We start from the raw sequence: 14,615 nt of genomic DNA, 5'->3' as shown, positions 1-14,615 counted from the left end.
TGGGGTCTCCCCATGTGAGAGTAGGACATCGCCAGGCTTCAAATTCAATCTGTCATTTTGCTTCGCAAACGATAGGTTCTTAAACAAAGCATCAATGAGTAAGACTTTGTTAGAGAAAAATTTGCTGATATAGCTCAGTTGGTAGAGTGCACCCTTGGTAAGGGTGAGGTCCCCAGTTCGAATCTGGGTATCAGCACCAGCTTTAAAATTTTTCTGGCAGCCATAGCGCAATGGTACCACCTGATCCCATGCCGAACTCAGAAGTGAAACGTTGCTGCGCCGATGGTAGTGTGGGGTCTCCCCATGTGAGAGTAGGTCACTGCCAGATACCTCTTCAAACCCGTAGCGGAAACGCTGCGGGTTTTTTCATTTCTAGCGCTTAACGATCTATCTCACAAATGTTCTTGAACCCTGATTGGGGATGTTATAGGGTTATTGGAATTCTAGACGTCTATACATCTTAAAAGGGAGTGCTTTAAGATGCCCATTAAAATTCCTGATCAGTTACCTGCGGCCAGTATTCTGCGTCAGGAGAAAATCTTCGTGATGTCAGCGACGCGCGCAGAAAGTCAGAATATCCGTCCACTGAAAGTACTATTGCTCAATCTTATGCCTAAAAAGATTGAGACCGAAACGCAGTTTATGCGGATGCTTTCTAACAGCCCGCTGCAAGTGGACGTAGAACTACTTCGTATAGACGACAGGCCAAGTAAAAATACACCGACTGAGCACTTAGATACGTTTTATAGACAGTTTCAATCCATCCGTGAGCGTAATTTCGATGGGCTGATTGTGACTGGTGCACCGCTCGGGCTAGTTCAGTTTGAGGATGTGATTTATTGGGAGCATCTTCAGGACATCATGACTTGGGCGAAGGAGCACGTTACTTCGACCTTGTATGTCTGTTGGGCAGCACAAGCAGGTCTTAAGCTTCTTTATGATCTTCCAAAGAAAACAAGAAAAGATAAGCTCTCCGGCGTGTATTGGCACAGCATCAATAAAGCGTTAAGTCATAATCCTATATTGCGTGGATTTGATGATTCGTTTCTGGCACCTCACTCGCGCTATGCGGATTTTTCTCCAGAGTACCTTGCAGACAATACAGACCTCGATATTCTGGCTACCTCAGACACTGCAGGTGTTTATCTTGCCGCGACGAAAGATAAGCGAAACGTATTCGTGACGGGTCACCCTGAATATGATTCTCACACTCTTCATCATGAGTATGCCCGAGATGTGGGTGAGGGGATGGAGCCAGTTGTTCCAATGAATTACTACCCTAACGATGACCCATCTAAAGAGCCTTATGTTAGCTGGCGAAGTCACGGACACCTCTTGTTCTGTAATTGGCTTAACTACTGCGTATACCAACAAACACCATACGATCTCGACCAGTTCTCGGAAGCGGCATTTACTAAAGACGATTAAAAAAACGGCCTGCATTGCAGGCCTTTTTTTTGTATATCTCTATTCTTTTGCCGTTTCTCTTTGAGTCTTCGTCTCAGCCTGTTTGTAAGTGCTGGGTTGTATACCCATATCGCGTTCAGCAATTTTGGCTTTTTCGATTAACTTGGTGATGGTTGAGCCTTGAATGAGGATTGAGAAAACAACAACAGCGTAGGTCATGACAAGAATGATCTCTCGCACATCGATGTTCTTCTCGGGAACAATCATATAGCCTGCAGGTACCGCCATTGCCATTGCAATCGCTAACCCTCCGCGTAGCCCCCCCCAAGTTAGAATGCGTATTGAGTATGGGTTATAGTCGCGGTAACGGTTAAAACCCAGATAGCATATCCGAATACTGATATAGCGTGCGATGAGCACTGCCGGTATGGCAAATGCCATGATGATCCAATCTTCCTTGTGGAAAGTGAAGGTCAGCATGCTAAGGCCAATTAATAAGAACAGCACTCCATTGAGGAACTCGTCAACGAGCTCCCAGAAGTGATCGAGATGATCTTCACTTTCTTTTGAAAAACCAATGTAGCGGGTCCAGTTACCAATCATTATCCCTGCCACTACCATCGCAAGAGGACCTGAAACGCCGATTAAACTTGCAAATACATACCCAGCAGTTGGAATGCCGAGTGTCAGCAATAACTCCATAGAGTGATCATCGGTATGACATATCAGATAGTGAAATAGCAGCCCTAAGAGAAACCCATAAACAATACCGCCAATGGCTTCATGCAAGAACAACTCTACCACGCCGAACGCTGTTGGTGTTTCAGAGCCAAAAGCCACTGTGAAAAGAGTCATAAAGATGACGAGGCCAAAGCCATCATTGAACAGCGATTCACCTTCAATCTGTGTTGAAATACGTCTTGGTGCATTTAGCTTCTTAACAATCGCTAAAACAGCAATTGGATCCGTTGGAGAGATGAGTGCGCCGAACAGTAGGCAATAGATAAACGCGAAAGGAATACCAATTAACTGAAAGAACAGCCAAGTTACTCCTCCAATAAAGAACGTGGAGATGAGTGTCGCTAATAGTGCGAGTACAGTTATTTCCCACTTCTGATCTTTAAGGTTTGGCAGTTTTACACCAAGACCTCCCGCAAAGAGTAAAAATCCAAGTACACCTTTTAGTAAAAAGTCGTCGAAGTGCACTTCGTTCAAAGTCTCTGCGGCAAAGTCTTTTAATTGGAACCAGTTATTATGACCGGAAATCACAATACCTAGAGAAAGGATCAGAGCACCGGCAGTGATCGCGATAGTGGTTTGCATCTGCCCTATTTTACTGTTGATAAAGGCAATGAGCATCGCTGCTGCAGCTAAGAAACAGAGAGTGGTATAGACGGTCATGGATGACCCCGTGTCGGATAATATGAGAAATTAAAATGAGTTGTAACGAAATATAAATCGATGTGATGAAGAAAACTACAACAAATCTGAGTGTTTTCGGGGATCCGTTAGAAGTGAGCCACTCATAGACGTCTAGATTTCCATTTGAGCTGTGATACTATGCGAGTAGCGAGCAATATAAGAAGGAATTTGTGGCTGTGAGTAGTAAGGACATTCTAAAAAAACTGTTGGCTGAGCGCATTCTGATTATCGATGGTGGAATGGGTACCATGATCCAGGACTACAAACTGGATGAATCTGACTATCGTGGTGAGCGCTTTTCTGATTGGCACTCGGACCTAAAAGGAAACAATGACCTTTTGGTTTTGACGCAGCCAGAGCTTATCAAGCAGATTCATGGTGAGTACCTCGAAGCAGGTGCGGATATCCTGGAAACCAATACCTTCAATGCAACCACCATCGCGATGGCTGACTATGACATGGAAAGCTTGAGTGCTGAGATTAACCTCGAAGCTGCCAAGCTAGCGCGCCAAATGGCCGATGAATGGACCGCAAAAACGCCTCAAAAGCCGCGTTTTGTTGCTGGCGTATTAGGGCCAACAAACCGAACGTGTTCGATTTCGCCTGACGTAAATGATCCGGGCTTTCGGAATGTATCATTTGACCAATTGGTTGAAGCCTATTCAGAATCCACGCGTGCATTGATTGCAGGCGGGGCTGACATCATCTTAGTTGAGACCATATTTGATACCCTGAATGCCAAGGCATGTACTTTCGCGATCGAGACGGTGTTCGATGAAGATGGCATCATTCTGCCTGTGATGATTTCTGGCACGATCACGGATGCCTCAGGTCGCACGTTATCCGGGCAAACTACGGAAGCTTTCTATAACTCTCTACGTCATGTTAAACCGATCTCTTTTGGACTTAACTGTGCGTTGGGCCCTGATGAATTACGCCAGTATGTTGAAGAACTGTCTCGCATTTCGGAGTGTTCTGTTTCTGCCCACCCGAATGCAGGCCTCCCAAATGCATTTGGCGAATATGACCTTAGCCCTGAAGACATGGCCGAGCATATTGAAGAATGGGCGAAAAGCGGGTTTCTCAATTTAGTCGGTGGTTGCTGTGGTACGACGCCTGAGCATATTCGGCAAATGGAAGTGGCAACACGAAATGTCGTGCCGCGTTCACTTCCTGAATTGCCGAAATACTGCCGTTTGTCGGGTCTAGAACCTTTAAACATTGCGCCTGACACCTTGTTCGTCAATGTGGGTGAACGTACCAACGTGACAGGCTCTGCACGTTTTAAGCGTCTGATTAAAGAAGAGCTCTATGACGAAGCGCTTGAAGTGGCTCGCCAACAAGTTGAATCCGGCGCCCAAATTATCGACATCAACATGGATGAAGGGATGCTGGATGCAGAAGCAGCCATGGTTCGCTTCCTCAATTTGTGTGCGACAGAGCCTGATATTTCCAAAGTACCTATCATGGTCGATTCCTCGAAATGGGAAATATTGGAAGCAGGCCTGAAGTGTGTTCAAGGCAAACCCATCGTTAACTCTATTTCAATGAAAGAGGGTGTTGATAGGTTCATCGAACAAGCGAAATTAATTCGTCGCTATGGTGCCGCAGTCATTGTGATGGCATTTGATGAAGTTGGTCAGGCAGATACGCGCGAACGCAAAATCGAAATATGTACCAATGCGTATAACATCCTTGTGGATCAGGTTGGCTTTCCGCCTGAAGATATAATCTTTGACCCTAATATTTTTGCAGTCGCAACTGGCATCGAAGAGCACAATAACTACGCGGTTGATTTCATTGAAGCAGTGGGCGATATAAAACGCACCTTGCCCCATGCCATGGTATCTGGCGGCGTGTCTAATGTGTCATTTTCATTCAGGGGCAATAACGCGGTCCGTGAAGCCATTCATGCAGTGTTCTTGTATTACTGTTTTAAGAACGGCATGGACATGGGCATCGTGAATGCAGGTCAGCTTGCCATCTATGATGATCTGCCGGATGAACTTCGCGAAGCGGTTGAAGACGTTGTATTGAACCGTCGTGATGACAGTACCGAACGCTTGCTTGATATTGCGGCAAACTATCGCGATAGCGGTGCGGTAGAAGAAGACCGCACCGCGCAAGAGTGGCGCGGTTGGCCTGTTGATAAACGTTTGGCGCACGCATTGGTCAAAGGGATCACTGAGTTTATTGTTGAAGATACAGAAGAAGCACGATCCAATGCGAGTAAGCCTCTCGAAGTGATTGAAGGCCCGCTTATGGCAGGCATGAACATCGTGGGTGATTTGTTTGGTGAAGGGAAAATGTTCTTGCCGCAAGTGGTGAAATCAGCCCGTGTAATGAAACAAGCTGTGGGGTATTTAGAACCTTACATCAATGCAGAGAAGCAAGCGGGTTACACCAACGGAAAAATTCTCCTCGCGACAGTAAAAGGCGATGTTCATGACATCGGTAAGAACATTGTTGGCGTAGTACTCCAATGTAATAACTACGAAATCATCGATCTTGGTGTCATGGTACCCACGGATAAAATCCTAAAAGTGGCGATTGAAGAGAATGTCGACATCATTGGTTTGTCCGGCCTTATCACACCATCACTCGATGAAATGGTGCATGTTGCCAAGGAAATGGAACGTCGCGGGTTTGATATTCCTTTGCTGATTGGCGGTGCAACGACATCTAAGGCGCATACCGCGGTGAAGATCGAAGAGAACTACCACGCGCCTGTCGTGTATGTTTCAAATGCCTCTCGTGCGGTAGGGGTGTGTTCTTCGCTCCTGTCTGACGAGCATCGCCCTGGCTTTATAGATCGTATCGCAAAAGAATATGTCACTGTTCGAGAGCAACATGCTCGCAAAAAACCGCGTACCGCTCCTATCACATTAGAAATGGCGCGTGCGAACAAGGTGCCATTGGATTGGGACGGATATACACCGCCACAGCCAAAGAAACCCGGTGTACACGTGTTCACTGACTTTCCTATCTCAGAAATCCGTCAGTATATCGATTGGACGCCTTTCTTCATGACGTGGTCGTTAAGTGGTAAATACCCGACCATTCTTCGCCATGAAGTGGTGGGGGAAGAAGCTCAGCGCGTGTTTGATGATGCCAATGAGATGCTGGATGAAATCGAACGTACTGGCATGATTAAAGCCAATGGCGTTTGCGGATTATTTCCTGCAAATAGCATTGATGATGACGTGGAAGTGTATACCGATGAATCCCGTACCGAGGTGTTGACGGTGTTGCACGGCCTGCGTCAACAAACGAAAAAGCCGAAAGGGCCGAACTACTGCTTGTCTGATTACATTGCACCAAAAGACAGTGGGAAAGCGGACTGGATTGGCGCGTTTGCGGTGACGGGGGGGATCGGTGAGTATGACATCGCAGAGCAATACAAAGCCCAAGGCGATGACTACAACGCGATTCTTGTTCAGGCAGTTGCTGATCGCTTGGCGGAAGCGTTTGCGGAATATATGCATGAAGCGGTACGTAAAGACCTATGGGGATACTCACCAGATGAAGCGTTGGATAGAGAAGACTTGATCCGAGAAAAGTATCAAGGAATCCGTCCTGCACCTGGTTATCCTGCATGTCCAGAGCATACAGAGAAAGGTGCAATTTGGTCGTTGCTGAATGCTGAAGCAAACACGGGCATGGTATTAACGGAAAGTTATGCAATGTGGCCAGGAGCCGCGGTATCAGGCTGGTACTTCTCACACCCAGAATCGCGTTATTTTGCGGTAGCGCAGATCCAAGAAGATCAACGTGATAGCTACGCAGATCGCAAAGGGTGGGATCTGATCGAAGCTGAAAAATGGCTAGGTCCTAACCTTAGCTGATAAATAACGACGGTTTCGAGACTAAGAATAAGCTCAGCCCTCAGGGGTTGGGCTTATTTCGTTTTAAGGCTCTGAAATACAGGTTACATAAAGTGCCGTGCTAGCTGGCACAGAAGTAACACTATCAAACACGGACAGATTGAGCGTAGAAAGCGTGCTCGCAGAGTTAAACGAACTTGACCAATAGCGTTTTCCATCAGGCCAGCCATAACTCAATATGAAATTAAAGAATACGCCGTTGAAGTACTTAAGCTCAAATATAGTGGGACGGGTCCAATTTTGTTGGCCTGCAAATTTTATCGAGGCTAGATGCTGACACCAGCGATCCGCTTGACCATTGGTTCCTACAAATGCCCCATCAATTTGATCAAACAGCCCAAATGAACCCGTCGGGCCTATCAGATGACTTTCACTGTAGGTACTGGAATAGGTCATTACGCCATTCTGTGTACCATTTTGCCGAGTGAAATGGATATTTTGCAGTACGGTGAGGCTAGGTGATGATGTGAACCAGTTTCCTCGAGAGTCAGACGTCACTTTTACGCAAAATCCGGAGGCATTATTGCTCGTTGTATCATTGAGCTTGTTTCCGCAAACTGGGATTTTTACTGCTGGTGCTGTCACGTCGATTTCAGCGTCATTACTAATGATGTTGTTTAGCGACGCTGTGATCACGGTATTGTCGGATTGCACGACGCCCGCTGCGACCCCCGCTTGACTCACGGTAACATTTGCAGTGTTTGCGCTTTTCCATACGACATTTTCTGTGATGGATGCCGTTGAATTATCGGAATAATACCCAGATGCTGACAGTTGTTGAGTGCTGCCTTGTGCGATGCTATCGCTGGCAGGGATCACATCGATAGATGTTAAGGCTGCCGACAACACTTCAATCGGAACGGATGAACTCGTCATACCGTCAAATGTCACTGAAATATTAGTATTTGCGGTGGGTTCTATCGCAGTAATAAGCCCTCCAGAAGACACTGTGACGGCTCTGGGGTTGCTGCTCGCCCAACTTAAATCTGAGCTTATCGGAACGTTTGTCCCATCGCTGTAATCACCAACTGCCGACAGTTGTTGGGTCAGACCCTTGGCGATGGTCACACTCGTTGGTGTTACGGTTATTCCAGTGAGTACAGCAGAGGTAACTGTGATCAATGCGTTATCACTGGTGATATCCTCGGCGCTTGCGGAGATCGTTATATCCGTCGCCTCATTGATGCCCGTGATATAACCCGCTTCATTGATGGTTACCGCTTGCGTGTTTGTGCTGAGCCAATTGACATTGTTGACCAAGTTCGATGTTGTACCGTCGCTGTACCTCCCATTCGCACGCATTTGTTGGGATTGACCTTTAGCTATTGACGCTTCTGTTGGCGTGACTTCAATCGCGGTCAATACCGCTGCCGTAACGGTAACTAACGCACTATTACTGAACACACCTTGAAAGTTCGCTTTGACAGAAATGTCACTAGCAACACTTACTCCGTTGGCGACGCCGTTAGTTGTGATGGTTAGCGCTTCGGGTGCACTTACTTTCCAGGTCACGGCTTCCGTTAATTTTACACTGGTGTCATCACTATAAGTGCCGATTGCCGTAAACGTGGTTGTTTGACCCTTAGCAATAAGCACGACAGAAGGCGTGATTTGTATTGCGTTCAATGCAGCTACATTGACCACAATCGCAGAGGTGTTGCTGGTCACTCCATCCAGTGATGCAGTGACGGCAGTGCCGTTACTAACATTGATGCCACGAACTTGGCCAGACGGTGTCACTGTCGCTCGTTTCGTGTCAGCGCTTTTCCAATTCACTGACGTCGTTATATTTGCTGTCGTTGCATCAGTATAAAGCCCCGTGGCGGTAAGCTGAGTCGTTATTCCTTTAGCAATGATGGCGTTAGCGGGAGTAATTTGAATGGCTGTGAGCGTGGCATCGATAACATCAACGATTGCCGTGTTACTGGTGATCTTTTCCAAGTTCGCAGTGATGGTTGTGCCCGCTGAAACACGGACTCCTTTGGCTAAGCCATTTTCTGTTACAGTCACATTGGCCATGTTGCTGCTTTTCCAAACCACGACGTCTGTCAAATTGGCATTGTTTCCGTCACTGAATGCTCCGATTGCCGTTAATTGTTGGCTGACGCCTTTGGCCAGTTGACTGTTAGCGGGAGTAATTTGCAACGCCGTCAACACCGCATCAACCACATCAATAGTCGCTGAATTGCTGGTAATACCTTGCAGTGTCGCGGTGACTCGAGTGCCGCTAGAAACGGTGATCGCGCGGGCAATGCCTTGTGGTGTCACGGTCACGTTCGATGTATTTGCACTGATCCAAGTCACTTTATCTGACAGATTAGCCATGGTGCCATCACTCAAGATACCTGTGGCAGTCAAGGTTTGTGTCAGACCTTCGGGTAGGGTGGCAAATGCGGGCGTGATCTGAATGCTAACTAAATCAGCTGACCCCACTGCAACAGACGCTGAGTTACTGACTACGTCATCAAGATTTGCAGTGATTTCGGTGTCGGTGGTGATATCGACACCGTGAGCAAGACCTGTTGGTGTCACCGTCACATTGCTGATATCTGTTGATGACCATGACACTGTGCTGGTGATATTAGCGGAGGTGTTATCTGAATAAGTGCCCATCGCCGTTAATTGCTGAGTGAGTCCTTTTGCGACAGTGATAATGGCGGGCGTGATTTGAATGGATTCTAATGCCGCCGCTAAGATAGACATAGTCGCGGTATTACTGGTAATGCCATTCATATTGGCAGTAATTGCTATACCATTTGAAATTTCAACACCCTTTGCCAAGCCCGTTGGCGATATGGTTACGATGGTATTGTCGCGGCTTGACCACGCCACAGAATTAGTCAAATTAAGCTTGGTGTTGTCACTAAATATGCCAATGGCAGCTAATTGCTTAGGAACGCCTTTGGCAGCGCTAAAGCTTGTTGGTGTAACTTGAATGGCTTCTAGTTCTGCTTCGGTGATCGTAATCGATGCAGCGTTACTGCCGACATGACCTAAAGCGGCAGACACTTTGATGCTACTTGTTGGGTTAATAGCCGTGACTTTTCCTTTTGATGTCACAGTCGCGAAGCTCGTGTTGGTGCTTTTCCAGGTCACTTGAGACGTTAAATCAGCCGATGTTTTGTCGCTATAAATCCCTGTCGCCGTGAGCCCACCTGAATTGCCTTTCGCCAATTGAAGCTGTGCTGGCGTTACTTGAATTGATTCTAGAATAGCGACGGTCACATCGACTTGAGCAAGGTTGCTGTCGATACCATCTAGGGTTGCAGTAATGGTGGCTATCATGCCCTCATTAACGGCTTCGACTTCCCCGTTTTGACCAACTGTCGCGATCGCTGTGTTTGAACTTTCCCATGCAACCAGGGAGGTCATGTTTTGGCTGGTGTTATCACTAAATGTTCCCGTTGCTATGAGTGGTTGTTGCAGCCCCTTTGCCAGCGTGATGCTCGCTGGGGTAATTTGGATAGACTGCAGCGCCGCTGACGTCACATCAACTTCGGCCTGATTACTGGTAATGCCATTCAAAAAAGCGGACACCACGATGTCGTTTGCAACGTTTGTGGTGCTGATCAGCCCGAGGTTATCTACTGTTAATCCAGATGTATTGGTACTGTTCCAATGGACTCGTGTTGTGAGATCAGCATTGGTATTGTCACTGTATGTACCAATGGCCGACATTTGTTGTTGAATGCCTTTAGCGACAGCCAGCTTGTTTGGGGTGATTTGGATGGACGTTAGCGTTGCTGGTGTCACCGTCATATTGACACGGTTACTGGTGATGCTTTCTAACGAAGCAAAGACGATGGCTTCAGAGGTTTCCTGTTGACCTTCGGCTATTCCAATCTTGCTGATTGATATGGACTTCGGGACGCTGCTACTCCACGTGACCCTGTTCGTTAAATCGACGAAAGCATTGTCGCTATATAACCCAATAGCTCGAAGTTGCTGACTATTTCCTTTTGCAATACTAACGAGGGCAGGGGTGACTTGAATGGCTTCAAGCACAGCGGAAGTGACTTCAATACCAATTGTATTGCTGGTGATGCCACTTAACGAGGCTGAGATAGTGCTCTCTGCCCCTGCTCGGATTGTGGTCAGCAACCCTTCTTGGCTGATCGTAATATTTGATGAGGTATTCTGCCAAGTCACACGACTGGATATGTTGGCCGTCGTGCCATCACTGTATGTGCCAATCGCCGTGAGCGATTGTGACAACCCTTTGGCTAATGTTATCGCTGGTGGCGTGATTTGAATCTTGGTTAAGCGTGCTGTTGTGCCAGTAATTGTTGATGAATTACTGTTTACGCCGCCTAAGCATGCGACGATCTCGATAGTAGCGGCTGACGACAGCAAGGTGGCAATCCCGCTGTTGTCGATAGAAATAATTTCAGGATGGCTGCTTATCCATTGTGCCATGTTGGTCACATTGACTACTTGTCCGTCGGGATAAGTGGCTAATGCAATAAAAGGCTGGGTATTGCCTTTGGCGAGAACAAGCGCAGATGAGCCTTTGGTGTTAATGGGGAACGGTGAGATTTGTACTGAAACAGCGTTATCATCGAGGCACTCGATGACGTCATAGTTATCGTGATGGTCACAACCAAACAACACAGAAAGACTCGCGATCAAAAACCATCGAAAATTCAGCCAACGTTTTATCGCTGCAGAAGTGCCATCACTCATACGAAACCCACTTATCAATTCAATGTTCATAGACAAGGCTTATATCGCGGCTCCGCAGGTGCGGGCTGGCAATAAGCTTATGAAGCAAGTTGGATTTAACGTGTTTCAAAACTAATAAACGTGATGACTTTATTGATTGTGTTAGAGCGTGTTTTTAGGAGGGAAGGGGGAGTAGTGTCGTTAAAAATCAAACAAGCAGGAAGTTCCTGCTTGTTTAAAGTGAGTGTTTATCCTTTCGATTATTCGTTTTCAAACAGCTCTTTATGAAGTGCTCTTACTACGTCTTTTGATTCGTTTGTGCTCGTCAAAAAACACAGATTATGGCTGCTGGCACCATAGCAAATCATACGCAGATTATAGTCTTCGAGTGTTCCGAAAATTTTGGCAGCTGCGCCGCGTGACTCGCCCATATGGTTACCAATCAAAGCAACTAAGCACATATCTTGCTCCACGGTGACCTTACACAGTTTTGCTAACTCTTTTTCTGCACCGTCCGGTAAGGTGGGTGCCCCGCCACGGGTGTTTGTCTGATCAAGAGTCAAGGAAACACTGACTTCAGAAGTGGTGATGAGATCCACGGAGACCTTGTGCTTGGCCAGAATGTTGAAGACCTCGGCAAGAAAACCGTAAGCGTGGAACATATTCAGGCTAGTGAGCGTCACCATGGTTTGGTTGCAACGCAGTGCCAGTGCGCGAAATAGAGGAGATTGTTTCGCGGTATCGCGAATCCAAGTTCCACCTTGCTCAGGCGCTTTTGATGAGCCAACAAACACCGGTATATCGTGGCGCATTGCGGGTACTAAGGTGGATGGGTGCAAGATTTTCGCACCAAAATTGGCCATCTCAGACGCTTCACTGAAGCTGATTTCATCAATGGGGCTGGCTGCAGGCGCAATTCGAGGATCGGTACTGTAGATACCAGGCACATCCGTCCAGATTTCCAGTGAGGTTGCTTGCACGGCTTCTGCCAGCAACGCGGCGCTATAATCTGAACCACCACGGCCTAGGGTGGTGGTATTGCCGTCATTGTCCGCGCCAATGAAACCTTGGGTTACCGCGACCTTTGCATCACACAGCGGGCGCAGAATTCCTTGAGCATGAAAGGCAGTTTCAACCAAATCTGGGGTTGCATTGCCAAAGACATTGTCTGTTTTTAATACTTGGCGTACATCGACGCGTTCAGCATCAATGCCTTGGGCATTTAACAGGTGCGTGAAAATATGCGTAGACATCAATTCGCCGCATGCAACCAGGCTATCCGTTAAACGGTCAGAAGGGGACGTTGCAGCGGTAGTTGCGAAAGTCGCAACGTCATCAAGAACGTCATTGATGGCAATGTCCACCGCTGCGTTCGCAGGCAAGTGTTCCAAAATGCTGAAGTGAATATCGGCAATTTTGGCCAACACATCTTGTTGTTTTTTTGCATCGGCAACACCATTTGCCAATTCAACCAGTAAATTTGTCACGCCAGAACAAGCGCTAATCACTACCAGTCGAGTGTCTGAATTCCCTTTGATCACCGATGCGCTGTTTGTCATAGCAGCGTAGTCGGCGACACTCGTGCCGCCAAATTTTGCGACATTTAATGCGTTCACTTCCCTTTATCTCCCTTAATTGCGAATGGAGTTATCCCAAAATATTTGAAACTTAAAATAGTAAAAATTGTATGGCAGTAAGAGGGCGGGTACGGAAGAAAGGATATTTCTCCAGAAGCGCTCCATCTCATTAGAGATGACAATCCGAAGGATTCAACCCTCAAGACCGACAATCCAACCCCCAAGGTTTGGCTTTGTCTCGGCGTCTTATCCCCTGATCGGTTTGCTTTGGAGTTGGGGCTCCGCAAACAGACTGCCTGATAGACGCGCCTCTTCTGCTTTTGCGTGGCAAAAATGCACTGCGCAAAAATTGCTCTCTATTGATAATGTTTTGTGACGTTTTTGTCAATTACCGATTGCATCAACTTGCATCTCTTTTCGATTGAGTCGATCAAATGAAGCATGACGAAGCTTTGGTTTATGCGTGGACGGGGGTTTGGCAAATGCAGTTCCGGTGATAGGGTAAGTAAACGAATGGATGCTTATGGAGAGCCGACAATGACAATATCCCGATTTATTCCGCCGCAACGTACCTTGATGGGCCCTGGCCCTTCAGACGTATCACCGCGGGTATTGCAAGCTTTGTCCCAGCCAACGATTGGTCACTTAGACCCACTTTTTGTCGGCATGATGGATGAGGTTAAGGCGCTACTTCAATACGCATTCCAAACTGAAAACGCGTTCACCATTGCTGTTTCTGCCCCCGGCAGCGCGGGCATGGAAACGTGCTTTGTTAACCTGATTGAGCCGGGCGATACCGTTATCGTTTGCCGCAATGGCGTGTTTGGCGACCGTATGCGGGAAAACGTTGAACGCTGCGGTGCAACGGCGGTAATGGTAGACGATGAGTGGGGTAAGCCAGTTGACCCAGCCAAAGTTGAACAAGCATTGCGTGACAACCCTCAGGCGTCATTGTTGGCATTTGTGCATGCAGAAACCTCTACCGGTGCGCTTAGTGACGCAAAAACGTTATCGGCTTTAGCGAGAGAGCATGATTGCTTGACCATTGTCGACGCTGTGACTTCGTTAGGCGGTGTGCCATTGCTGGTGGATGAATGGCAACTGGATGCGGTGTATTCCGGCAGCCAAAAATGCCTGTCTTGCGTACCAGGACTATCGCCCGTGACCTTCTCTCCACGCGCGGTTGAGAAAATGCAGAAGCGCACGGAGAAAGTGCAAAGCTGGTTCCTCGATCAGAGCCTGGTGCTCGCATATTGGAGCGGCACAGGTAAGCGCAGTTACCATCACACTGCACCTGTAAATAGCTTATACGCGCTCCATGAATCGCTGCTGATGCTCAAACAAGAAGGGCTAGAAAATGCATGGCAGCGTCATCGCGATATGCATGCGTTGTTGAAAGCCGAACTTGAATCGTTGGGCATTCGCTTTCTTGTCGATGAAGCCGATCGTCTTCCACAGCTAAATGCAGTGTCAGTGCCTGATGGTATTGATGATGCCAGCGTGCGTAGCCGTTTGCTCAATGAATACAACCTTGAGATAGGCGCAGGACTCGGCGCATTAGCAGGCAAAGCATGGCGTATTGGCTTGATGGGATACACCGCGAGAAAAGAAAATGTTGCCCTGTGCGCCAAAGCATTAAAGGACGTATTGGGTTAGTCATAGA

General features: G+C 47.4%; 6 protein-coding genes, 1 tRNA gene, 1 rRNA gene and 1 riboswitch. Of the genes, 5 read left to right on the top strand and 3 right to left on the bottom strand.

The window, feature by feature from the left end:
* The first annotated feature begins 123 nt into the window (after positions 1 to 123).
* The 3 genes from A1OO_RS02430 (at position 124) to metA (ending at position 1,428) form a co-directional block, all read left to right on the top strand.
* A tRNA-Thr gene (locus A1OO_RS02430) sits at positions 124 to 199 on the top strand.
* A gap of 13 nt (positions 200 to 212) precedes the next feature.
* Positions 213 to 328 (top strand): 5S ribosomal RNA (rrf, locus tag A1OO_RS02425).
* A gap of 152 nt (positions 329 to 480) precedes the next feature.
* Positions 481 to 1,428 carry a homoserine O-acetyltransferase MetA gene (gene metA, locus A1OO_RS02420; RefSeq protein WP_016960849.1) on the top strand — a complete coding sequence of 316 codons (948 nt, stop codon included), beginning with the start codon at positions 481 to 483 and terminating at the stop codon, positions 1,426 to 1,428.
* 39 nt (positions 1,429 to 1,467) lie between these two features.
* Here metA and A1OO_RS02415 read toward each other — a convergent pair whose 3' ends face one another.
* Positions 1,468 to 2,808, bottom strand: coding sequence for a cation:proton antiporter (locus tag A1OO_RS02415; RefSeq protein ID WP_016960848.1), 1,341 nt, complete (start codon positions 2,806 to 2,808; stop codon positions 1,468 to 1,470).
* Positions 2,809 to 2,999: 191 nt separating this feature from the next.
* Here A1OO_RS02415 and metH point away from each other — a divergent pair, with 191 nt between their 5' ends.
* Entirely contained in the window at positions 3,000 to 6,674 is a 3,675-nt protein-coding gene (gene metH / locus A1OO_RS02410; RefSeq protein ID WP_016960847.1) for a methionine synthase, read from the top strand.
* A 63-nt stretch (positions 6,675 to 6,737) separates the two neighbouring features.
* Here metH and A1OO_RS02405 read toward each other — a convergent pair whose 3' ends face one another.
* Together A1OO_RS02405 and lysC are read right to left on the bottom strand one after the other, a co-directional pair.
* Complete coding sequence (locus A1OO_RS02405; RefSeq protein ID WP_241819033.1) at positions 6,738 to 11,396, bottom strand: Ig-like domain-containing protein; 4,659 nt, start codon at positions 11,394 to 11,396, stop codon at positions 6,738 to 6,740.
* Between the two features lie 239 nt (positions 11,397 to 11,635).
* Positions 11,636 to 12,991 (bottom strand): lysine-sensitive aspartokinase 3, encoded by a 1,356-nt coding sequence (gene lysC, locus A1OO_RS02400; RefSeq protein WP_017005122.1) that lies wholly within the window; start codon positions 12,989 to 12,991, stop codon positions 11,636 to 11,638.
* A gap of 107 nt (positions 12,992 to 13,098) precedes the next feature.
* A riboswitch (Lysine riboswitch) is annotated at positions 13,099 to 13,274 on the bottom strand.
* Positions 13,275 to 13,489: 215 nt separating this feature from the next.
* Here lysC and A1OO_RS02395 point away from each other — a divergent pair.
* Entirely contained in the window at positions 13,490 to 14,608 is a 1,119-nt protein-coding gene (locus A1OO_RS02395) for a pyridoxal-phosphate-dependent aminotransferase family protein (protein WP_017005121.1), read from the top strand.
* The last annotated feature ends 7 nt before the right edge of the window (positions 14,609 to 14,615 follow it).

The organism is Enterovibrio norvegicus FF-33 (assembly GCF_000286835.2).
Classification (GTDB): domain Bacteria; phylum Pseudomonadota; class Gammaproteobacteria; order Enterobacterales; family Vibrionaceae; genus Enterovibrio; species Enterovibrio norvegicus_A.
This window is presented reverse-complemented; position numbering and strand designations above follow the sequence as displayed.